General features: G+C 36.8%; 23 protein-coding genes. 2 read left to right on the plus strand and 21 right to left on the minus strand.

The window, feature by feature from the left end; all coding sequences use genetic code 11:
• Nucleotides 1-19: 19 nt before the first annotated feature.
• The gene (locus FOT98_RS04180) at nucleotides 20-220 is read left to right on the plus strand and encodes a hypothetical protein (protein ID WP_061678090.1); all 201 of its coding nucleotides are present in this window, start codon (nucleotides 20-22) and stop codon (nucleotides 218-220) included.
• A gap of 44 nt (nucleotides 221-264) precedes the next feature.
• Here FOT98_RS04180 and FOT98_RS04185 read toward each other — a convergent pair whose 3' ends face one another.
• Nucleotides 265-1,383, minus strand: a complete 1,119-nt coding sequence (locus FOT98_RS04185) for a tripeptidase T (RefSeq protein ID WP_000609805.1) — start codon at nucleotides 1,381-1,383, stop codon at nucleotides 265-267.
• A 127-nt stretch (nucleotides 1,384-1,510) separates the two neighbouring features.
• The gene (locus tag FOT98_RS04190; RefSeq protein WP_033657628.1) at nucleotides 1,511-2,056 is read right to left on the minus strand and encodes a GNAT family N-acetyltransferase; all 546 of its coding nucleotides are present in this window, start codon (nucleotides 2,054-2,056) and stop codon (nucleotides 1,511-1,513) included.
• A 189-nt stretch (nucleotides 2,057-2,245) separates the two neighbouring features.
• On the opposite strand from FOT98_RS04190, the gene prli42 reads away from it, so the two are divergent.
• Nucleotides 2,246-2,338: a stressosome-associated protein Prli42 gene (gene prli42 / locus FOT98_RS32240; protein ID WP_000549040.1), complete on the plus strand. Its 93-nt coding sequence runs from the start codon at nucleotides 2,246-2,248 to the stop codon at nucleotides 2,336-2,338.
• A 72-nt stretch (nucleotides 2,339-2,410) separates the two neighbouring features.
• Here prli42 and FOT98_RS04195 read toward each other — a convergent pair whose 3' ends face one another.
• From FOT98_RS04195 to FOT98_RS04295, 19 genes are all read right to left on the minus strand, one after another.
• Nucleotides 2,411-2,650, minus strand: a complete 240-nt coding sequence (locus FOT98_RS04195; RefSeq protein ID WP_061678088.1) for a DUF3894 domain-containing protein — start codon at nucleotides 2,648-2,650, stop codon at nucleotides 2,411-2,413.
• 131 nt (nucleotides 2,651-2,781) lie between these two features.
• Nucleotides 2,782-3,342 (minus strand): L,D-transpeptidase, encoded by a 561-nt coding sequence (locus FOT98_RS04200; protein ID WP_063260853.1) that lies wholly within the window; start codon nucleotides 3,340-3,342, stop codon nucleotides 2,782-2,784.
• Between the two features lie 16 nt (nucleotides 3,343-3,358).
• The gene (locus FOT98_RS04205) at nucleotides 3,359-4,327 is read right to left on the minus strand and encodes an aromatic acid exporter family protein (protein ID WP_000472675.1); all 969 of its coding nucleotides are present in this window, start codon (nucleotides 4,325-4,327) and stop codon (nucleotides 3,359-3,361) included.
• Between the two features lie 100 nt (nucleotides 4,328-4,427).
• Nucleotides 4,428-5,150, minus strand: a complete 723-nt coding sequence (locus tag FOT98_RS04210) for an amino acid ABC transporter ATP-binding protein (RefSeq protein ID WP_063260852.1) — start codon at nucleotides 5,148-5,150, stop codon at nucleotides 4,428-4,430.
• On the minus strand, nucleotides 5,143-5,802 hold the full coding sequence (locus tag FOT98_RS04215) for an amino acid ABC transporter permease (RefSeq protein ID WP_063260851.1): 660 nt from the start codon (nucleotides 5,800-5,802) through the stop codon (nucleotides 5,143-5,145). Before FOT98_RS04215 ends, FOT98_RS04210 begins: the two co-directional genes overlap by 8 nt.
• A 36-nt stretch (nucleotides 5,803-5,838) precedes the next feature.
• Nucleotides 5,839-6,618 carry a transporter substrate-binding domain-containing protein gene (locus FOT98_RS04220; protein WP_063260850.1) on the minus strand — a complete coding sequence of 260 codons (780 nt, stop codon included), beginning with the start codon at nucleotides 6,616-6,618 and terminating at the stop codon, nucleotides 5,839-5,841.
• A 355-nt stretch (nucleotides 6,619-6,973) separates the two neighbouring features.
• The gene (locus FOT98_RS04225; RefSeq protein ID WP_002008492.1) at nucleotides 6,974-7,387 is read right to left on the minus strand and encodes a BrxA/BrxB family bacilliredoxin; all 414 of its coding nucleotides are present in this window, start codon (nucleotides 7,385-7,387) and stop codon (nucleotides 6,974-6,976) included.
• 143 nt (nucleotides 7,388-7,530) lie between these two features.
• Nucleotides 7,531-7,938 (minus strand): YjdF family protein, encoded by a 408-nt coding sequence (locus tag FOT98_RS04230; protein ID WP_063260848.1) that lies wholly within the window; start codon nucleotides 7,936-7,938, stop codon nucleotides 7,531-7,533.
• Between the two features lie 121 nt (nucleotides 7,939-8,059).
• The gene (locus FOT98_RS04235; protein ID WP_063260847.1) at nucleotides 8,060-8,524 is read right to left on the minus strand and encodes an NUDIX hydrolase; all 465 of its coding nucleotides are present in this window, start codon (nucleotides 8,522-8,524) and stop codon (nucleotides 8,060-8,062) included.
• 69 nt (nucleotides 8,525-8,593) lie between these two features.
• On the minus strand, nucleotides 8,594-9,298 hold the full coding sequence (locus FOT98_RS04240; RefSeq protein ID WP_061678081.1) for a DUF421 domain-containing protein: 705 nt from the start codon (nucleotides 9,296-9,298) through the stop codon (nucleotides 8,594-8,596).
• A gap of 105 nt (nucleotides 9,299-9,403) precedes the next feature.
• Nucleotides 9,404-10,582 (minus strand): FtsW/RodA/SpoVE family cell cycle protein, encoded by a 1,179-nt coding sequence (locus tag FOT98_RS04245; RefSeq protein ID WP_061677489.1) that lies wholly within the window; start codon nucleotides 10,580-10,582, stop codon nucleotides 9,404-9,406.
• Nucleotides 10,583-10,922: 340 nt separating this feature from the next.
• Complete coding sequence (locus FOT98_RS04255) at nucleotides 10,923-12,239, minus strand: dihydrolipoamide acetyltransferase family protein (RefSeq protein ID WP_061677488.1); 1,317 nt, start codon at nucleotides 12,237-12,239, stop codon at nucleotides 10,923-10,925.
• A gap of 15 nt (nucleotides 12,240-12,254) precedes the next feature.
• Entirely contained in the window at nucleotides 12,255-13,238 is a 984-nt protein-coding gene (bfmBAB, locus tag FOT98_RS04260) for a 3-methyl-2-oxobutanoate dehydrogenase subunit beta (RefSeq protein ID WP_000290073.1), read from the minus strand.
• 13 nt (nucleotides 13,239-13,251) lie between these two features.
• Nucleotides 13,252-14,253 (minus strand): 3-methyl-2-oxobutanoate dehydrogenase subunit alpha, encoded by a 1,002-nt coding sequence (gene bfmBAA / locus FOT98_RS04265; RefSeq protein ID WP_000852551.1) that lies wholly within the window; start codon nucleotides 14,251-14,253, stop codon nucleotides 13,252-13,254.
• 27 nt (nucleotides 14,254-14,280) lie between these two features.
• Entirely contained in the window at nucleotides 14,281-15,702 is a 1,422-nt protein-coding gene (gene lpdA, locus FOT98_RS04270; RefSeq protein WP_000090438.1) for a dihydrolipoyl dehydrogenase, read from the minus strand.
• Between the two features lie 4 nt (nucleotides 15,703-15,706).
• Nucleotides 15,707-16,810 carry a butyrate kinase gene (gene buk / locus FOT98_RS04275; RefSeq protein ID WP_000056195.1) on the minus strand — a complete coding sequence of 368 codons (1,104 nt, stop codon included), beginning with the start codon at nucleotides 16,808-16,810 and terminating at the stop codon, nucleotides 15,707-15,709.
• 87 nt (nucleotides 16,811-16,897) lie between these two features.
• Nucleotides 16,898-17,998 (minus strand): leucine dehydrogenase, encoded by a 1,101-nt coding sequence (locus tag FOT98_RS04280; RefSeq protein WP_000171356.1) that lies wholly within the window; start codon nucleotides 17,996-17,998, stop codon nucleotides 16,898-16,900.
• A gap of 34 nt (nucleotides 17,999-18,032) precedes the next feature.
• Nucleotides 18,033-18,932 carry a phosphate butyryltransferase gene (gene yqiS, locus FOT98_RS04285; protein ID WP_063260846.1) on the minus strand — a complete coding sequence of 300 codons (900 nt, stop codon included), beginning with the start codon at nucleotides 18,930-18,932 and terminating at the stop codon, nucleotides 18,033-18,035.
• 195 nt (nucleotides 18,933-19,127) lie between these two features.
• Complete coding sequence (locus FOT98_RS04295; RefSeq protein WP_063260845.1) at nucleotides 19,128-21,200, minus strand: sigma-54 interaction domain-containing protein; 2,073 nt, start codon at nucleotides 21,198-21,200, stop codon at nucleotides 19,128-19,130.
• Nucleotides 21,201-21,232 lie beyond the last annotated feature (32 nt).

A 21,232-nucleotide genomic window follows, 5' to 3' on the forward strand; every position in this document is an offset into this window, starting at 1 on the left:
GTAAAAGGAGTGATTTGTTATGAAATCACACAGTAAACTCAACTATACATTTCTCATTATTATATTAATCATTTTAATTAATTATTTATTACTCCCTATTTTTAATATAAACGTAGCAGGGATTCTTCCAAGTCTACTGGGCATTATAACAAATGATATACTGCCATGGATTTTCTTATATTGGCTGATCCGCCTTGTAAAAGCAATCGAATCAAAATAAAAAGCGTGTAAATCAATTATGATTTACACGCTTTTTCTATTACATTACTTCGCTACTTCTTCAATAATTGCAACAACTAATTCTGCTGTTTTCGCTAATTCTTCAACAGGAATCTTTTCGTTTGTTGTATGAATTTCTTCATAACCAACCGCTAAGTTAACTGTTGGAATACCGTGTCCTGCAATTACGTTTGCATCACTTCCGCCACCACTTTGGTGAAGAGAAGGTGTACGGCCAATGTTTTCAGCTGCACGTTTTGCAACTTCTACAACGTGATCGCCATCAGCAAATTTAAATCCTGGGTACATAACGTTTACTTCAACGTCTGCATGACCACCCATTTCTTTTGCAGTTGTTTCAAATGCTTCTTTCATTTTCGCAACTTGTACTTCCATTTTTTCATTGATTAAAGAACGCGCCTCTGCAAAGATTTGTACATGATCGCAAACGATATTTGTTTGTGTACCACCTTCAAAACGTCCAATATTTGCAGTTGTTTCAGAATCAATACGACCAAGTGGCATCTTCGCAATTGCCTTTGCTGCAATAGTAATTGCAGATACACCTTTTTCTGGTGCTACACCAGCATGAGCTGTTTTCCCGCGAATAATTGCATTCACTTTCGCTTGTGTTGGAGCTGCAACAACGATTTCACCAACTTTTCCATCGCTATCTAATGCGTAACCGTATTTCGCTGTAATGCGCTCACGATCTAATGCTTTTGCACCAACAAGACCAGATTCTTCTCCAACTGTAATAATAAATTCAATTTTACCATGCGGGATATTTTTCTCTTTTAAAACACGAATTGCTTCGAACATTGATGCTAATCCTGCTTTATCATCCGCACCTAAAATCGTAGTACCATCTGATACGATATATCCATCTTTAATAGAGGGCTTAATTCCATTACCAGGAACTACTGTATCCATATGAGAAGTAAAGTAAATTGTATCAACACCATCTTTTGTTGCTGGTAAAGTACAAATTAAGTTACCTGCACCATGACCAGTAACAGCCATTGTGTCATCTTCAAATACTTCTACACCTAAATCTGTAAATTTCTTTGTTAATACTTTACAAATTTCTGCTTCAAATTTCGTTTCAGAATCTACTTGTACTAATTCCATAAATTCATTTACTAAACGTTCTTGATTAATCATAATACTGCGCCTCCTGCACTACCATTATGTATGTAACACTATTAATTATAACAGAATTTCGCAAAAGTTTCGAAATACAAGACAAAAAACAGACGGTTTATATGTCTAGATAACCATCTGCTTTCTATTACTCATTTAACAATACCCAGCGCATATGATCTTCCCATACTCCATTTACCATTAACATCTTCCTAGACACGCCCTCATATTGAAAACCTATCTTCGTCACTACTTGTATAGATGCTAAATTTCGTGGCATAATCGGTGCTTCTATACGATGTAACTGAAATTCTTCGAAAGTAACTTGAATAGCTTTCCTAAGCGCTTCTGTCGTATAGCCTTTATTCAATTCTGCCTTATCTAATTTATAGCCGAGCACACAAGATTGATAAATGCCGCGAACAATTAAATTAAATGAAATACACCCAATAATTTTTGTATCATCACCCTTTTTAAAAATCCAAAGTCTGATGATTTTACCTTCTGCAAACTCTTTTCTATCCTTTTGTAACTTTTTCTTCTGATAATCTAACGTAAAAAAATCATCCGGTCTATACTCTTCCCAAGCTTTTAAAAATTCACGATTTCTGTCGTAATATTGAAGAACTTTTTCAGCATACGACTCATCAATTTCCCTTAAATGTAAACGATTTGTTTCGTATATTTTCATCATCGTATCTCCATTCTTCAGCTTGCATAACAAAAAACTTATACTCTATCATTATTATATATTCTCTACATACATACAAATTTCCTGTTATACTTTACACACACTTCTCGAATTTTGTCACTTCTCTCCCCTTGTCCACAATATCATTTCTCGTTACAATGATATTGTACTGATTTGCAAGGAGGTTTAACGATGCATAAAAAAGCTCAAAAAGTTATGGTTTATGTCATGCTAATTTCTATGCTTGTAACAACATTACTTGCTGGCGCAAGTATGTTTTGGTAAAAAGGACGATGTTTTCGTCCTTTTTTTACTCTTTATACATAACAAAATAAACCATCTCGATATCGAGATGGTTTATTTTATATAAAGCACAATCGCTACAATACTAAAGGAAAATGACATTATAAGTGCTGTTATAAAACTTGTATATTGTTTCTGCTGAAATGCTCCAATAACAAAAGTAAGATTGAGTAATGCCATACATACAATTGCTACGAGATAAGAACATATATTAAAAGTTGCCAATATGAATGTAATAACAAATAGAAATCCCATAAAAAATTGCATATACGAAATTTTTGGATTCAAGTACATATGAGCAACCCCTTTATCTAATTTTTACCCCGATTGGTGCGGGCTGATAGTCAGCGGGTAAAAACCTTCCACTGATTAAAGTTTTACTTTATCTTTCTATACTCTCATTAACTCATGGTTATGTACACATGTCAATACAACTTATTACAATAGAAAAAGCCAACCTTTTCGTTGGCTTTTTCATATGCAATGGCTCCTTTTTGTTTTGCCAATTGCTGAAATGATTGTTTTGACTTCACAATCCATACTTTCGTTCCAATTGGAATGCGATCAAATAAATACTCCACATCGTTTTTCTTCATCCTTATACATCCTTGTGAAATATACTTTCCAATCGAACTAGGTTGGTTTGTTCCATGTATTCCATATTTACTTCCATCAGTTCCTCTTGCATTAAATCCAATCCACCTTGACCCAAGCGGATTTTTCGGTGATCCCCCGGGAATATTCTTTGCAATATAATACGGATCCTTCGCTTTCATTACAACATCAAAAGTTCCCTCTGGAGTTAATTCATTTGTTTTCCCTGTCGCTACTGGAAAAACCTTTTGAATCTTTCCATCGTCAATATAAGCTAGTTTATTCGTCGCTTTATTTACAATAATGAAAGGATCTCCGGCACGTGGATTATCACCAAGAGGCCAAATAGGCGATAAAGAAAAACATAATATGAAAGAGAGAAGATACGGCATAAGTAATTCCTACCTTCTATATAAGTTCTTTTATATTATCCTTTCCCTTAAAACGACTTTTAATGAGTAAATATTGCTCCATTTCATACACAAGTTGAACAAGCTTCGCACGTATCTCAAACTCTTCACGTGTAACGGGCAATGGCATGTCTCTAAATAATTCTCTCATTTCTTGCAGCTGTCTTAAGGAAATAACCCCAGTACTCTCAGGGCTAATAGCATTCCCAATGTTTTCAACCACATCCGCAATCATGTCAGCTTGTTCATATGTCCATGATAAAGAAGCTGCTAATGGTATCATCCGCTCTAAAATTTCGAATTGCTGCATACGCATATTAAAGTAACGATAGTAATAGCCATCTTCTCGCATAAATGCATTCTCAAGTTTCTTAAACGATAAATCCCTTGCTTCATTTAGCATATTTTCAGTTTCAATAAGTTCTGCCCCGCTCCAACTACTTTCTCTGTTTCGTAAATAAACGACCATTTCAAACAAAATTGTTTTAAAATTACTTTCTATTGTATCCTGATACTCTTTTAGCTTATTTTCACTACTTGGCATATACATATTCACTAATAAAGCCACGCTAATTCCTATCGTTAATATCGCAATTTCATTTCCAACAATAAGCCATGTAATTTGTTTCAATGAATATAGATGCATCACAATAACTGAACTCGTGACAATACCTTCTTGAATTTTAAGCATAACTGCAGTCGGAATAAATGTAAGTAATAATATACTAATTGCTAGCGGTGTATATCCAATTGTTTCAAAAATACAAAACGCGAATACCATTGATAATACACAAGCTAAAAAACGATGTAACGATACTTGAAGTGATTTACGTTTCGTATTTTGTACACATAATATAACTAAAATGCCCGCTGAACTATAAAATTCTAATCCTAATAACTGAGCAATAAAAACTGCTGCGCCTGTCCCTATTGCTGTTTTTACTGTACGGTATCCAATTTTGAACATAGCACTGCTCCTATATGTATAAACGTATTTACAGTTAGTATAAAAAAAGGATGACACAATGTCATCCTTTTCTACTTATTATTCACGTAACCGTTACATATTACAATATTTTTTGTAAAAATTGTTGCGCACGTTCACTTTTCGGTGCTGCAAAAAATTCTGCTGGCGCACTATCTTCTACAAGCTTTCCACCATCTAAAAAGAGAACACGATCTGCCACTTCTTTTGCGAATCCCATTTCATGTGTAACAATCGCCATTGTCATTCCTGTCGTAACTAATGATTTCATAACTTCTAACACTTCTTTTACCATCTCTGGATCTAGTGCTGATGTTGGTTCATCAAATAACATAACTTCTGGTTCCATCGCCAACGCTCTCGCAATTGCTACACGTTGCTTTTGTCCTCCCGAAAGACGGTTTGGATACGTATCTTTTTTATCTAATAAACCGACCTTTTCTAAAAGTTTCTCGGCTTTCTTATCAGCTTCTTGTTTCGTTACTCCTTTTACATTGATAGGAGCATACGTAATATTTTCTAATACAGTCATATGAGGAAATAGGTGGAAATGCTGAAATACCATTCCGACATTTTCACGAACGTGCATAATATTCGTTTTCGGATTCGTTACTTCTTCCGTTCCAATCCAAATTTGACCATTTGTCGGTGCTTCTAACACATTCATACAACGTAAAAATGTTGATTTCCCTGATCCAGACGGTCCAATAATTGCTACTACTTCCCCTTTTTCAATCGTTGTTGTAATTCCTTTTAATACTTCGTTTTTTCCAAATGATTTATGAAGGTTTTCAATTTTAATCACTTTTCTTCATTCTCCCTTCAATTGCCTTCCCGACTAATGTAAGAATAATGACTAGCATATAATAAATTAGTCCAACAAAAAGTAATGGTTCAAGATATTTAAACGTCTCACCGCCTACAATGTAAGCACGGCGCATTAAATCTGTCGCTCCTATTACTGTTACTACAGCCGATTCTTTCGTAAGTGTCGCAAACTCGTTCACAAGCGCTGGTAATATATTTTTTAATGCTTGAGGGAAAATAATATTTCGCATCATTTTTCCGTAAGGTATCCCTAAAGCCATCGCTGCTTCTGTTTGTCCATTATCAACCGCTTGAATGCCGGCACGAATTACCTCTGACATATATGCACCTGAATTTAAGCTAAATGCTAATACAGCTGCTACGAATGCTGGTATATCATAACCAATTATTTGCGGGACACCGAAATAAATAATCATTAATTGTAATACAAGTGGTGTACCACGGAAAATTGATGTATAAAAATCTGCCGCTATATTTAATGCTCGTATTCTAGCAATTTTGCAAAGCGCTAATAACGTTCCTAAAATAAATCCTACTAGCGCTGATACTGCTACAATTTTCAAAGTAACTTCTAGGCCTTTTAGTATATATGGTATCGAAGGCGTAATCGCCGAAAAATCTAAGTTCATTCTATTCATTCCCCTCACAGAAAAGTGAAAGGCAGCTTATTTTTCGCTGCCAAACCATTTCTTCACTAATTTATCCATTTCTCCATTTTCTTGCATCTTTTTAATTACTTTATTAAATTCTGCTGTTTTATCACTGTTTTTCGGAAGGGCAATTGCTGCTCCTACTTCTTCTGGTGCTTCTTGAATTTCAATTCCTTGTAAATCTTTCATTTTCTCTACATAATTTTTAGCAACTGTGTCTTCTATAATTGCAGCGTCAAAACGACCAGCTTTAATTTCTTGTACGATTTCTGGTATACGGTCACGTCCCTCAACTTTGAAATCTACTTGTTTTTTAAATTCTGCCGCTTTCTCTTCTTGAATAGATCCTGTTTGTACCCCTACTTTTTTCCCTTTTAAATCCTCTACAGATTGAATGTTAGAATCCTTTTTAGAAACGACCATGTTTTTCGCAACAAAATAAATATCTGTGAAATCAACATTATTTTTACGCTCTGCAGTAGGCGTCATACCTGCCATTACGAAATCAACTTTTCCTGAGCTAAGCGATGCTAATAAACCACCAAAATCCATATCTTTCACTTTCACTTCATAACCAAGTTCTTTTCCGATATATTTAGCAACATCAACATCAAAGCCGATAATTTCATCACTTTTTGAAGCTTCCACGTATTCATATGGTTTATAATCTGCTGAAGTCCCCATAACCAGTACTTTTTTATTTTTTCCACTAGCCTTTTCGTCCCCATTACTACAAGCGCTGAACATACTTACAATTAAAATAAGTGCAAACGATATCGATAATAACTTCTTCATCTTTCTTCCCCCTAATAATGTATATTTAAAAGTTTAATAGAATATTTATTCGATGTTTGTATTGTATCAGCACTTTCATTTTTATGCAATATATAAAATAAAAATAAATAAAATAACAATATTAATAACGTTTATCATGTATAAAATATTGCATAAAACAACATAACTATGCATGTCCCATAAAGTGAAACTTTAATCAGTGGGGGTTTTCTTCATCCCCCACCTAACTTCTTTGCTTTCACTGCATTTTGAGGTGGGGGTCTTACTGCTCATTAAAGCGGGATAAATTTTAATACTAAATAAAAAAAGGCGGTACATCCACTTCATTGTGGACGTACCGCCTTTTCACTTATATTTATAGTTCTTCACAATTCTCTTCGAAATAAGATTGTAGCTTTGCAATAACTTGCATTGGTTCATGACCTTCAATTTCATGACGTTCTACCATCGTTACAATTTTTCCATCTTTTAATAAAGCGAATGATGGAGAAGAAGGTGGATATCCTTCAAAATATTCACGAGCTGTTGCTGTTGCTTCCTTATCTTGACCTGCAAACACCGTTACAAGATGGTTAGGACGTTTATCATAATGTACGGAATGCGCAGCAGCAGGACGAGCAATACCACCTGCACAACCACATACAGAGTTTACCATTACAAGTGTTGTTCCATTTCTTTTAAACGCTTCTTCTACTGCTTCCGGCGTCGTCAATTCTGTATATCCAGCAGAGACAATCTCTTCACGCGCTTGGCGGACAACATCATTCATAAAAAAGTTAAAATTAATCAATCTTTTCCCTCCTCTAAAACTACCTATTTGTATCTTACCAGTTAATGTTTATGAAATACAAGTAAGTTTACTTGTATTTGGGTATAGAAAAGGTGTTAGAGCTCTTGCTCTAACACCTTTTCTTAATGGCCACGATGCTTTTGCTTTGCTTTTTGTACTTTGATTAAACGTCTTCTTTGTTTTTCAGCTTCTCGCATCTCTTTAGACCGCACTTTCTTTTCTTGTTTATGCAGTTCATAAGATAAGCCAATTGCCTCTTGTGCCTTAGTAAAACGTTTTACATTTACTTCTTTTGCCGCTTGTCGTATGATACGTTTTATATTTTTTGGACGTTGTTTTTCTTTCACTTCCACACCGCATTTTGCAACGTGCTGGAAATACGCTAACATTGGACCATTCACAAATATAAGTACTTCTTCATCTGAAGGTTCCATTCCAAAAATATACCGTGCTCCATACAATTTTCCTTTTTCTTTATGTGTAATAATTCCTACGAAAAATTGACCATCGTGATATACTGTCAAATCCATTGACAGCCCCTCCTTTAAAAAAATTAGAAATACTGGACATCCCGGAGGGGAAGGTTACTGACATGTAATCATGCGTCTGGACTACCGACCAGAACTGTGTTTTTGTATCTCTTTCATTGTATTATATCTTATTTCCCATAATTTTTATATATTCCATAATCATTTTTTTATGCGATCCTACAATATAGTCAGGTAGTTCTGTTAGTGGAAAGAATGTAAGCTGAACCGCTTCTTCTTTATTCATAACAAACTCCCCTTCGTATTCCTCGGTATAATAGGCTGTCGTTACGGATTGAAATTCATCACCATTTGCTAGTTTTGTAAAATAATTCGCTCCTGAAAATACATTAATTAATCGAAGGTTCTTCACTTCTATTCCTGTCTCTTCATATACTTCACGGCAAGCTGTTTCTTCTGGTGATTCGCCAAGCTCCATTAGCCCGCCAGGCAATCCCCATTTTCCGTAAGGCTCTGTTCTTTGCTGTAATAATACATATCCATGTTCATTTATAACGAGTACAACAGCACCAACTAAAATTAAAGGGCGATGACCAACTACTTTTCGTAACTCCTCTACATATCCCATCGTATCCCTCCTTTTTCGTTGTCCACACTATTGTATCATATGTATGAAACGACAAAATGCGTATATTTTTCATTTTTTTAACAAAATATTGATTTTATGAGCTTCATCTACTGTAGCTAACATAATGGATTCAACTTCTGCGCTCTTCTCTAAAAATTCTCTCGCCCACTCTTCTGTTTTTCCTACTAAAGCTAGAACATCTTGCTGAATGCTCCCATCCTTTACTAATACAAAAGAAACTGGAGACCTTCTTCCCGCCACTTTCAGATCAAGTCGTGAAGCTGCTTCATATTGGGGATACTGAAATATAGAAACAACACCGCTTGCTTCCCATAATGCTAATTTAACCGTTTGAATATCGCTCACATTTCGCATACGAAGTTCCGAAAATAAATATTCCACCGTAATTCTCGCTTTTTTCAAATTGCTAAAATCAATGGAACCATTATGTATAAGAATAATAGGTGCCGGCTCTAAAAAGCGTCTCCATCTATCCCATTTCAACATTAAGACTGAGCTTATAATGTGAAGTACAACGAGTATGAACGTTGTAATCATCGAACCGAGTAATCCCACTTTTTCATCAGATAATGCGTTAGAAATATTCCCACCAAGCAATAACACTAATACGACATCTAAAAAACGAAGTTGTGCGATGGACCTTTGTCCCATCGCTTTCGCAACTAATATTAAGAATATGTATGCTATAATAGCCCGAATAACCCACTCACTATTAGAAAGATGCCGTGCCCCTTCAAAAATATGCATATGCATCACTTTGCACTCCTTACCCGTCTCAAACTGCTATTCTGTTTTAGTTTGCAACGTTTAAGAGCATATATGTAAAAAAGCTGGTTCGTATTTAAACGAACCAGCTTTTTACTTAACAGAAAACATATACTTTTTATACGTTTTCCGTACCGATAATATGAGACCCATCATAATCATATTTGAGAACAAGGAACTTCCCCCGTATGATAAGAAAGGTAATGCAATCCCTTTTACAGGCATTAATCCAACGATCATACCGATGTTTTGGAATATTTGAACCGTTAATATCCCAATTGATCCAGCACATAATAATGTACCGAATAAATTATCAGCAGAATAACCAATAATAATTGTTCTATATAGTAGTAATAGGAACAAGAATACAACTAAAGCTGCTACGATAAATCCACCTTCTTCGGCAATTGTAGCAAAAATAAAGTCAGTATGCTTCTCAGGGATATAAACGTTCCCTTCACCAAACCCTTTCCCTTCCATACCACCACTACCTACAGCTAAAATCGATTGCTGTGTTTGATAACCTTGATCTGCATTTTCAAATGGATTTAACCAACCTACAATACGTGATTGTTGGTGAGGTTTTAGTAACGTAACTAAATTATTAAAGAAGAAATCCTCATACCTTACGTAAATAAATATTAACGCAGATAAAACGGTCACCGGAATAACTGTACATAACGCTATCAATTTCTTCTGAATACCTGACATAAATAAAATACATGCAATAGCAGCAGCATATAAGAACACCATCCCTGTATCCGGTTGGCTATATACAACAGCCATAGGCGGGAGAGATACTAGCATAATTTTACCTACTAATTGTAAATCTGTTTGGAATGTTCTTGCCATATACTGTGCATTATGTTTTACTGCTATACTTGCTACTACGAGAAGCAAGGAAATTTTGAAAAACTCAGATGGCTGAATTTGTCCAACTAATGGAAATACAAACCATCTTTTTGCACCTAATTTTTCAGGTGTAAAAGTGGAAACCGGTAGTATTTTCAAAAGAATAAGTGAAGCAAATCCAACGATATAAAGTGGCCAAGACAATTTTTGTAATTGATCTAAGTCAATGCTTGCAACAAGCAGTAACAATACAACTCCAATTATGTAGTTCAAACCCTGTTTCATCGCAAAGTTTGCCTCTCCATATTGGCCAGTTTGCTGACTGCTATATATAGCAGCTATACTCGTAACACATAATGCAAACAAAATTAATATTAATTTTACATCTAAACTTTTTAGAAACTCGGTACTTCTTTTCATGACATCCTCCTGAAACATTGTTACAGCAAAATAAAAAACCAGGAGTCAACATTCTTCATGTTTTGACGACTGATTACACATTATCTATAAAACACTTATATAGAATAACTCTCTTTTTCATACAATACAATATATTATACTACAGTTTCGTCAGTAAGATTTGCCAAAAAAATTATTCTTTTCTTATTTTATATCTATATACCATATATCAGCAATGTATTTTCGTAAATTTCTAATACATACTCGTTCATTGTAAGATTGCCGTGAAAAGTGTTGTACATATAGTAGGATGCAAATGAAGAAATAAGATGATAAAAAGCTCGCATAAGCGAGCTTTTTATTAATATACAGATGTATTATTTTCTGACGTATTTTCTAGAATTTCTTTTACACGTCCTAAGAACTTGCCACAAATTAGGCCATCTAGTACACGGTGATCAAGTGATAAACATAAGTTAACCATGTCGCGAGCACCGAACATACCGTTATCCATAATAACTGGGCGTTTTACAATTGATTCAACTTGTAAAATAGCCGCTTGTGGGTAATTAATAATACCCATAGATTGAACAGAACCGAATGATCCTGTGTTATTAATTGTAAATGTTCCACCTTGCATTTCGTCCGCTTTTAACGATTTCGTACGTACTTTTCCTGCAAGCTCTGTAATTTCACGAGCGATACCTTTAATCGTCTTCTCGTCCGCGTGTTTAATTACTGGTACAAATAGTTCGTCCTCTGTTGCAACAGCGATAGAAAGGTTAATATCTTTCTTCTGAACAATCTTATCACCAGCCCACATTGAATTGATTTGAGGATACTCTTTTAACGCTTGTGCTACTGCTTTTACGAAGAAAGCAAAGAACGTTAAGTTAAAGCCTTCGCGTTTTTTGAAATCACCTTTAATTGAATTACGGTATGACACAAGGTTTGTCACATCTACTTCAATCATCATCCAAGCGTGTGGTGCTTCGTGTTTACTACGCAACATGTTCGCTGCAATTGCTTTACGCACACCTGTTACTGGAATTTCGATATCGCCAGGCATTGTTGGTACAGAAACTGGTTTTGCCGCTTCTACTTTTTGTGCGACTGGCGCAGCTTTTGGTGCTTCTGGACGAGCTTCTACTACTGCTGCTACCGCTTCCTCTTTCTTCGCACCTGCTTGCGGAATATTTCCAGATTCCACTAGTGTTAAAATATCTTTACGAGTGATACGGCCATTTGCTCCCGTACCTTCTACTAGATCTAAATCAACGTTATGCTCACCCGCAAGTTTTAAAACAGCTGGTGAAAAACGTGGTTTTCCATCAGTTGGTTGTTTTGCTTTCGGTGCTTTTGCAGACGTAGCTACTTCTGCCTTTGGTTCTTCTTTTGTTTTTTCTTCAACAGCTGTCGCTGCTACTTCATCTGCGCCTTCTACTTGAATAACACAAACTACTTCGCCTACAGCTAACGTCTCACCTTCACCAGCGATTAACTCTTTCACAATACCAGTGAAAGAAGATGGTACTTCAGCATTTACTTTATCAGTCATTACTTCTGCAAGCGGATCATACTTATTTACGTGATCGCCAACATTAACGAGCCATTTACTAATTGTACCCTCTGTAACGCTCTCCCCGAGCTGAGGCATTGTAATATTTTCTACAGCCATGTATAGTCCCCCCGATTAAAATTCCGCAAGTTCACGCATTGCTTTTTCAACTTTATCTGGATTTACCATAAAGAATTTTTCCATTGTTGGTGCATATGGCATCGCTGGAACGTCTGGACCTGCAAGACGTGCGATTGGCGCATCTAAATCAAACAGACAGTTTTCCGCAATAATTGCTGCCACTTCACTGATAATACTTCCTTCTTTATTGTCTTCTGTTACAAGAAGAACTTTACCTGTTTTAGAAGCTGCTTCAATAATTGCTTCTTTATCTAATGGATATACAGTACGTAAATCAAGAACATGTGCAGAGATGCCATCTTGTGCTAACTTTTCAGCTGCTTGAAGAGCAAAATGAACACATAATCCGTATGTGATAACAGTAATATCATCACCTTCACGTTTTACATCTGCTTTTCCGATTGGTAATACGTAATCATCTTCTGGCACTTCACCTTTAATTAAGCGATATGCACGTTTATGTTCGAAGAATAATACTGGATCTTCATCACGAATTGCTGCTTTTAATAAACCTTTTGCATCATATGGTGTAGAAGGGATAACAATTTTTAAACCTGGTTGGTTTGCAAACATCGCTTCCACAGATTGTGAATGATACAATGCACCGTGGACACCCCCACCAAATGGTGCACGAATTGTAACTGGACAAGTCCAATCGTTATTAGAACGATAACGAATTTTTGCTGCCTCAGAAACAATTTGGTTTACTGCTGGCATGATGAAATCAGCAAACTGCATTTCAGCGATTGGACGCATACCATACATTGCCGCACCAATTGCTACCCCAGCAATTGCAGATTCCGCAAGCGGTGCATCAAGCGCACGATCTTCACCAAATTGATCATACAAACCATGTGTCGCTTTAAATACGCCACCTTTTTTACCAACATCTTCACCTAAAACGAATACTTTCTCATCGCGTTCCATTTCTTCGCGCATTGCTAATGTAATAGCATCAATATAAGACATTACAGCCATGAAACGTTCCCCCCTATTCTGCGTATACGTGCTTCAATGCATCTTCAGGTGCTGCATACGGAGCATTTTCTGCATATTCTGTTGCTTCATTTACGATATGCATAATTTCGTCTAACATTTGTTTTTCAGATTCCTCAGTTAACACGCCAGCTTCTTTTAAATAAGCAGCAAATGTTATAATTGAATCTTTTTTCTTTGCTTCTTCTACTTCTTCTTTATCACGATAAACACGATCATCGTCGTCACTAGAATGTGCTGTTAAACGATATGATACTGTTTCAATTAAAGTTGGGCCTTCACCACGACGGCCGCGGTCTGCAGCTTCTTTTACAGCTTTATATACTGCAAGTGGATCGTTTCCGTCTATTGTATATCCAGGCATACCGTAACCAATTGCACGATCTGATACATTTTTACATGCTAATTGTTTTTCAACTGGAATAGAGATTGCGTATTTATTATTTTCACACATGAAAATAACAGGTAGTTTGTGTACGCCAGCAAAGTTTGCGCCTTCATGGAAGTCACCTTGGTTTGAAGAACCTTCTCCAAATGTAACAAACGTTACTAAATCTTTCTTTTCCATTTTTCCAGCTAATGCAATACCAACTGCATGTGGTACTTGCGTTGTTACTGGAGATGATCCTGTCACAATACGATTTTTCTTTTGACCGAAGTGACCAGGCATTTGACGACCACCAGAGTTTGGATCTCCAGCTTTCGCGAAAGCAGACAACATAAGTTCTTTAGCTGTCATACCAAACGCTAGTACAACACCCATATCACGGTAGTATGGTAATGCATAATCTTTCTCTCTATCAAGAGCGAATGCTGCTCCAACTTGTGCCGCCTCTTGTCCTTGACAAGAAATTACGAATGGAATTTTACCAGCGCGGTTTAATAACCACATACGTTCGTCGATTTTACGCGCAAGTAACATCGTACGGAACATCTCTAATACTTGCTCATCACTTAAGCCAAGCTCTTCATGGCGCTTTTCTTTTACTTCTGCCATTTTTCATAACCTCCTAAATCCACATTTTTATGCGTGTAACGCTTTTCCATCTACAGCTAATGCTGCTTCACCAATCGCCTCAGATAATGATGGATGCGGATGAATTGTATGTGCTACTTCCCACGGTGTTGCATCAAGTACTCTTGCAAGACCAGCTTCAGAAATCATATCTGTTACATGTGGTCCAATCATGTGAACACCAAGAATGTCATTTGTTTCTTCATCAACTACAAGTTTTACGAAACCATCTGATTCGCCGTATACAAGTGCTTTTCCGATTGCACGGAATGAGAACTTACCTACTTTTAACTTATAGCCTTTTTCTTTCGCTTCTTGTTCTGTTAAACCGACAGAAGCAACTTCCGGACTGCTATATACGCATTTTGATACCATAGAATAATCAATTGGTGTAACTTCTTTACCTGCAATATGTTCTACTGCAACAATTCCTTCATGAGAAGCAACGTGAGCAAGTTGTAAGCCACCGATTACATCTCCAATTGCGTAAATATGAGATTCTTTCGTTTGATAAAACTCATTTGTTTGAATGTATCCTTTTTCCACAACGATATCCGTATTCTCTAAACCAATATTTTGCGTATTGGCCTGTCTTCCTACAGATACAAGCATTTTTTCTGCTTTAAATTCTTTATTCTCACCGTTATGTTCAGCTTGAATTGTTACTCCATTATCTTTTACCAATGTTTCTGGTAATACTTTTGCACCAGTTACCACTTTAATACCTTTTTTCTTGAATAGACGTTGCATTTCTTTTGAAACGTCCTGATCTTCAAGTGGTAGTATCGTTTTCGCATACTCTAATACTGTAACTTCTACACCGAAGTCAGCAAGCATAGATGCCCACTCAATACCGATTACACCGCCACCAACGATAATAATCGAACTAGGAAGCGTTTCCATTTTTAGAGCATGATCGGAAGACATTACATACTCTCCGTCTAATTCTAAACCTGGTAATGAATTCGGACGAGAACCTGTTGCAACAAGTACATTTTTTGGAATTAACATTTCATTCTCTTCTCCACTTGCAAGTTCAACTGAAATTGTCCCTGGCATTGGAGAGAAAATAGATGGGCCAAGAATACGGCCAATACCTTCAAACACATCAATTTTACCTTGTTTCATTAGGTGTTGAACACCTTTATGAAGTTGCGTTACAATCTTCTCTTTACGCTCTTGTACTTTCGCAAAGTTTAGTTCTACATTACTTGCAATAACCCCGAACTCTTCGCTTTTTTTAGCAGTTGCGTATACTTCCGCACTACGTAAAAGAGCTTTACTAGGAATACATCCTTTGTGCAAACAAGTACCACCAAGATTTTCTTTTTCAACAAGTGCAGTTTTTAAACCTAGTTGCGATGCTCGAATAGCAGCAACATAACCACCAGTACCGCCGCCAACGATGACTAAATCATATTCTCTTGCCATTATCTCAACCCCTAGCTACTGTTTGTTTTTCTCGTACAACATACTCTTTCGGCGCTTCTTCTTCACGTAATACACGAAGTGCTCCTTCTGCTAATGCTTGTAATTCATCTTCCCCTGGATGTACGATAACATCAGCAATCCAGTCCACACGCTCTTTTATTTCATCGACAAGAATTTTACTGTACGCAAGTCCACCAGTTAGAACGATTGCATCAATTTTCCCGTGAAGTACAGCGCTAGCTCCGCCAATCTCTTTCGCAACTTGATATGCCATTGCTTTATAAATAAGAGTTGCTTCCGGATCACCTTTTTCAACCATTTGTTCTACTTTGATTGCATCATTTGTACCGATTAGACTTACAAGTCCACCTTGTCCAACAAGCTTTTTAACCATTTCGTCACGGTAATACTCCCCAGAGAAACACATCTCAACTAATTGTCCTACCGGTACTGTACCAGCACGCTCTGGACTAAATGGTCCTTCACCGTTTAAGCCGTTATTCACATCGATAACTTTTCCTTTTTTATGAGCACCAACTGTAATACCGCCGCCCATATGTGTAACTAATAAATTTAAATCCTCGTATTTGTGATTTAATTCTTCAGCTACTTTACGAGCAACTGCTTTTTGGTTTAATGCATGGAAAATGCTTTTACGTTCCATACCAGCAATACCGCTTATACGAGCAATCGGCTCCATTTCATCTACAACGACAGGATCTACTATGAATGCCGGAATATTTAATCCAGAAGCGATTTCATATGCTAAAATGCCTCCAAGATTTGAAGCATGATGACCGCTAAAGCCATTTTTTAAATCTTCTAACATCGAATCGTTCACTGTGTATGTTCCGCCTTCGATTGGACGAAGTAATCCCCCGCGCCCACAAACTGCGTTTAACTTTGAAATGTTAATACCGTGAGAATGTAGAACTTCTAAGATCGTTTCTTTACGAAATTCATATTGGTCGATAATTCTCTTATATTTTCCAATTTGTTCTTCGTCATGACGAATAGTCTCTTCTAAAACGGGTCTTTCATTATCAAAAACACCAATTTTTGTGGATGTACTACCCGGATTAATAACAAGAATTCGATTTAAGGACACTGTTGCTACCTCCACTAATAAATTCAAAAGGAAGTGGAAACCTCGTAAGAGGTAACCACACCTTTTGTAAAAGTAATATATGAATGATTAGCGACGGCTAATAATGTCGTGACCGTTGCGTAAGTATGTGCTACGAGAGTTTTTCAAGCTTGCAATGCGCTCTTCAGCTAAACGATCTGCTGCTACATAAGTTGCAATGCCATCACGTTTTGAAATTTCGATTACTTTTGCAATTGTGTCATAAATTGACTCAACACGTTTTAGTGCACGTTCTCTATTGTATCCATATAACTCGTCTGCTACGTTAATTACACCACCAGCATTGATAACATAGTCTGGTGCGTATACAATACCCATTTCATGAATCACGTCGCCATGACGATCTTCTTTTAATTGGTTATTTGCAGAACCTGCGATTACTTTTGCTTTAAGTTGTGGAATAGTTTCGTCATTAACTGTTGCGCCTAATGCACATGGTGCGTAAATATCACATTCAACACCGTAAATTTCATTTGGTTCAACTGCTGATGCACCGAATTCTTCTACCGCGCGTTGTACAGCTTCTTTATTAATATCTGTAACGATTAGTTTTGCTCCTTCAGCGTGTAAATGTTTGCATAGGTGATATGCTACGTTACCAACGCCTTGAACAGCAATTACTTTTCCTTCTAAATTATCAGTACCGAAAGCCTCTTTCGCAGCTGCTTTCATCCCACGGTAAACACCGTATGCAGTTACTGGAGATGGGTTACCAGAAGAACCGAATGATGGTGAAATACCTGTTACAAAGTCAGTTTCTTCGTGGATAATATCCATATCATCTACTGTTGTACCAACATCTTCAGCTGTAATGTAACGTCCGTTTAGTCCTTGAATGTAACGTCCTAATGCGCGGAACATCGCTTCGCTCTTATCTTTACGTGGATCACCGATAATTACTGTTTTCGCACCACCTAAGTTTAAGCCAGCTGCTGCGTTTTTGTATGTCATCCCTTTTGCAAGACGCAATGCATCTTCAATCGCCGCTTCTTCAGAATCATATGTCCACATTCTTGTTCCACCAAGAGCTGGTCCAAGTGTTGTATCATGAATTGCAATAATTGCTTTTAAACCAGATTCTTTATCTTGACAAAATACTACTTGCTCATAATCATATTTTTCTAAGTATTCGAAGATTTCTAATGTCATTGTCGTTTCCCCCTAGTGTTTTACCCTTTTTGGTTTATTTTGAAGCAGTCGCAACTGCCAATGCTAATGAATATACTTTTGTTTCTGCTGAATCAGCACGAGATGTTAAAACAATCGGTGCTTTTGCGCCAGCAATCATAGCTCCTACTTTTGCATCCGCAAAGTATACGAGTGATTTGTATAGCACATTTCCAGCTTCAATCGTTGGGACGAGTAAAATGTCTGCCTTACCTGCTACATCACTTACTATGCCTTTATGTTCTGCTGCAATTTGTGATACTGCATTATCTAAAGCAAGTGGTCCATCAACGACACAATTTTTAATTTGTCCGCGGCGATTCATTTGAGTTAACATCGCTGCATCAATTGTCGCTTGCATCGCAGGATTCACAACCTCTACCGCTGCAATTGGCGCTACCTTTGGCAGATCTATTCCTATTGCCCGGGCAACTTCTACAGTATTCTGTATAATAGCAGCTTTCTGTGTTACATCAGGTGCAATATTCATCGCTGCATCTGTAACAAAAATTAGACGATCGTAATTTGGAACTTCAAATGCTGCAACGTGTGAAAGTACGCTCCCTTTACGAAGTCCCCACTCCTTATTTAATACAGCTTTCAAAATATTTGCTGTTGGGATGTTTCCCTTCATAAGCACATCTGCTTCGCCATTTCTTACAGCTTTAACAGAAAGTTCTGCAGCCTCAGCACTTGATGCTGCTGCAATCACTTCAATATGTTCTGAAGTTTGCAAACCATGTTCTTGTAACATCACCATTATTTTTTCTTGATTTCCATATAGACGAAATTGAGCTAGCTGTAATGTAATTGCTTTCGCTACAGCTTCAATTACTTCATGATCTTCAGCTACTGCTACAGCCACAGTTTTTTTAGGCTGGCCTGCTGCTTGATCAATTAAGTGTTCTAACTTCATATTTTGTAATCAACCCTTTCCGTCGTCCCTCGTCTTTTTATAAAGCAAATACCGTGCCAACTTTTCAAAGTGGTCTTACCAATAATGAAAACGCATTCAAAATGCAGTAAAATCAATACTTTGGAAAATAACAAAATATTCTGTCTTGATTTGTCGTATTTTGTATACCATGCAATAAATTGCATGGTACGCAATTTATTGCATGCTATTTTTTGCACACTCATACTTTTCTAGCTTGTAATATAAATTTCGGACCGAAATTCCTAACGCTCTTGCCGTTTGTGTTTTATTTCCGCCAAACCTCTCTAAATATTCATGAATGATATTCCCTTCAAACTCTGTCACTAAATGTTCAAGTGGCTTTTCCTCTAACTCGGGTAATAAATGAGTTTGCTTTGACTCCACCTGCTCTTCATTATGTAATGGCGGTAAATGGTGTACATCAATATAGGTCTCGTTATAATTCATAAAGATAATAGCTCTCCCCAAAATATTTTCAAGCTCCCTCACATTTCCTGGCCATTCATATGATTGTAAATATAAAATAGCTGGATCAGTGAGCCCCTCTATATTTCGGCCATAATCTTGATTAATTTTTTGAATTAATCTTTCTGCAATTGCCGGTATGTCCCCTTTACGCTGACGAAGAGATGGAATTTGAATTGGAATTTTATTTAATCGATAATATAAGTCCTCCCTAAACTCTCCTTCTAGAATGCCTTTTTCTAAATTCACATGTGTCGCTGCAATTACTCGAACATTGATAGGAATCGCTTTCGTTCCACCAACTTTTACAATCTCTTTTTCTTGCAACACGCGAAGGAGTTTCGCCTGCGTATTTGCAGATAGTTCTCCTATTTCATCTAAAAAGATACTACCGTTATTCGCTTCCTCAAAGAATCCACGTTTTCCGCCTCTTTTCGCGCCAGAAAATGCCCCTTCCTCATAACCGAATAATTCACTTTCTAGCAAAGTCTCCGAAATAGCTGCACAGTTTACACGAACGAACTTATTATATTTTCGATTACTTCCATTATGGATAGCATGCGCAAACAATTCTTTACCTGTCCCTGACTCTCCGCGTAGTAATACTGTCGCTGGTGTATTCGCCCCAAGTTTTGCCTGCTCGATAGCCGCCGTTGTTTCATCAGAATTTCCGACAATGTCATCAAATGAATATTTCGCTTCTAACGTTCGAATAATTTGCCTTGCCCTATTCAATTCATTTGTTAACTTTTGAATTTCTGATACGTCACGAATTACACCAACGCTCCCTTTCAATATCCCATCCACAATGACTGGCGCTACGTTTACAATTACATCTCGCTTTTTTTGCCCAATCTTCATATGTATTCCTCGTACCGCCCTACGCGTTCGAAGTACTTTCATATGCATACTTTCACCTTCTACAATATCAGTTGTAGCTGGCTTTCCAATAATGTCCTCTTCTGTTAAACCTGTTAATTTCGTATAGGCAGGGTTAATTACTAACCCTCTTCCTTTTTCATCCACGACTGAAATCGCTTCTTCAGATGAGTTAATAATTGCCTCAAGTAACGTTTGAATCTCTTTTAAATCTGTAACTTCTTCCGCAAGATCTACAACTTCTGTTATATCTTTAAAAATCGCAAATGCCCCTTGTACCTCTCCTCCTTCTTTTAATATCGGAATACGGGTTGTAATAATTTTCTTTTCATTCTCTAATGTCAGTTCATAATTTACTTCTATTTGTTTCGTACGTATAATACGAAGCAATTTACTAGTCGGAATAACTTCTAAAATATATTTTCCTACCGCATCTTCTTTTTTATATCCGATAATACGCTCTGCACTTTTATTAAACAGGCGAACTTGTCCCTCTCGATCAATCACAATCATACCGTCATGTGTAGAATTTAAAATTAAATCCCCTTGCTGCGTTTGTTCTTCTAACTTTCCAATTAAATCTTCCTTCTCATGTGCTAATCTCGTAACAATTTTCGCAATATCGCCTGGTATAAGCAGCGTATCTTTATGCTTCTTCTTTAATAAAACTTTATGTAAATCAGCGTCACCTGTCATATCAAACATTACATCAATGTGCATAGTAAGAAACTGCGTTACACTCTCTCCAATCGTAACCCCATATTCCGTAGCCATTTGTAATCCTTTCGCTAACGGATTTATATCAATAATCCCTATAATTTGAAATATATTTGAACTTTGTAACAGATTGAGCAGTGTACTGCCACCTTCACCGGCACCAACAATTAACACTTTTTGTTTCATATATTACACTTCCTCTCGAAGTATCTCTGCAA

It is taken from the genome of Bacillus sp. HY001 (assembly GCF_007558965.1).
GTDB classification, from domain to species: Bacteria; Bacillota; Bacilli; order Bacillales; family Bacillaceae_G; genus Bacillus_A; species Bacillus_A mobilis.

What these genes read in the sequence shown, in the direction of transcription:
- FOT98_RS04225 (WP_002008492.1), bottom strand. Translation starts at nt 7,387, where the DNA reads ATGAATGATGTTGTCCGCCAAGCGCGTGAAGAGATTGTCTCTGCTGGA.
- FOT98_RS04205 (WP_000472675.1), bottom strand. Translation starts at nt 4,327, where the DNA reads ATGTTCAAAATTGGATACCGTACAGTAAAAACAGCAATAGGGACAGGC.
- FOT98_RS04195 (WP_061678088.1), bottom strand. Translation starts at nt 2,650, where the DNA reads ATGTACTTGAATCCAAAAATTTCGTATATGCAATTTTTTATGGGATTT.
- FOT98_RS04295 (WP_063260845.1), bottom strand. Translation starts at nt 21,200, where the DNA reads ATGAAACAAAAAGTGTTAATTGTTGGTGCCGGTGAAGGTGGCAGTACA.
- FOT98_RS04240 (WP_061678081.1), bottom strand. Translation starts at nt 9,298, where the DNA reads ATGCATATGCATATTTTTGAAGGGGCACGGCATCTTTCTAATAGTGAG.
- bfmBAA (WP_000852551.1), bottom strand. Translation starts at nt 14,253, where the DNA reads ATGGCAGAAGTAAAAGAAAAGCGCCATGAAGAGCTTGGCTTAAGTGAT.
- FOT98_RS04235 (WP_063260847.1), bottom strand. Translation starts at nt 8,524, where the DNA reads ATGGGATATGTAGAGGAGTTACGAAAAGTAGTTGGTCATCGCCCTTTA.
- yqiS (WP_063260846.1), bottom strand. Translation starts at nt 18,932, where the DNA reads ATGAAGTTAGAACACTTAATTGATCAAGCAGCAGGCCAGCCTAAAAAA.
- FOT98_RS04230 (WP_063260848.1), bottom strand. Translation starts at nt 7,938, where the DNA reads ATGGATTTGACAGTATATCACGATGGTCAATTTTTCGTAGGAATTATT.
- FOT98_RS04220 (WP_063260850.1), bottom strand. Translation starts at nt 6,618, where the DNA reads ATGAAGAAGTTATTATCGATATCGTTTGCACTTATTTTAATTGTAAGT.
- FOT98_RS04255 (WP_061677488.1), bottom strand. Translation starts at nt 12,239, where the DNA reads ATGGCTGTAGAAAATATTACAATGCCTCAGCTCGGGGAGAGCGTTACA.
- FOT98_RS04280 (WP_000171356.1), bottom strand. Translation starts at nt 17,998, where the DNA reads ATGACATTAGAAATCTTCGAATACTTAGAAAAATATGATTATGAGCAA.
- FOT98_RS04180 (WP_061678090.1), top strand. Translation starts at nt 20, where the DNA reads ATGAAATCACACAGTAAACTCAACTATACATTTCTCATTATTATATTA.
- FOT98_RS04190 (WP_033657628.1), bottom strand. Translation starts at nt 2,056, where the DNA reads ATGATGAAAATATACGAAACAAATCGTTTACATTTAAGGGAAATTGAT.
- lpdA (WP_000090438.1), bottom strand. Translation starts at nt 15,702, where the DNA reads ATGGCAAGAGAATATGATTTAGTCATCGTTGGCGGCGGTACTGGTGGT.
- FOT98_RS04200 (WP_063260853.1), bottom strand. Translation starts at nt 3,342, where the DNA reads ATGCCGTATCTTCTCTCTTTCATATTATGTTTTTCTTTATCGCCTATT.
- prli42 (WP_000549040.1), top strand. Translation starts at nt 2,246, where the DNA reads ATGCATAAAAAAGCTCAAAAAGTTATGGTTTATGTCATGCTAATTTCT.
- bfmBAB (WP_000290073.1), bottom strand. Translation starts at nt 13,238, where the DNA reads ATGGCTGTAATGTCTTATATTGATGCTATTACATTAGCAATGCGCGAA.
- FOT98_RS04185 (WP_000609805.1), bottom strand. Translation starts at nt 1,383, where the DNA reads ATGATTAATCAAGAACGTTTAGTAAATGAATTTATGGAATTAGTACAA.
- FOT98_RS04245 (WP_061677489.1), bottom strand. Translation starts at nt 10,582, where the DNA reads ATGAAAAGAAGTACCGAGTTTCTAAAAAGTTTAGATGTAAAATTAATA.
- FOT98_RS04215 (WP_063260851.1), bottom strand. Translation starts at nt 5,802, where the DNA reads ATGAACTTAGATTTTTCGGCGATTACGCCTTCGATACCATATATACTA.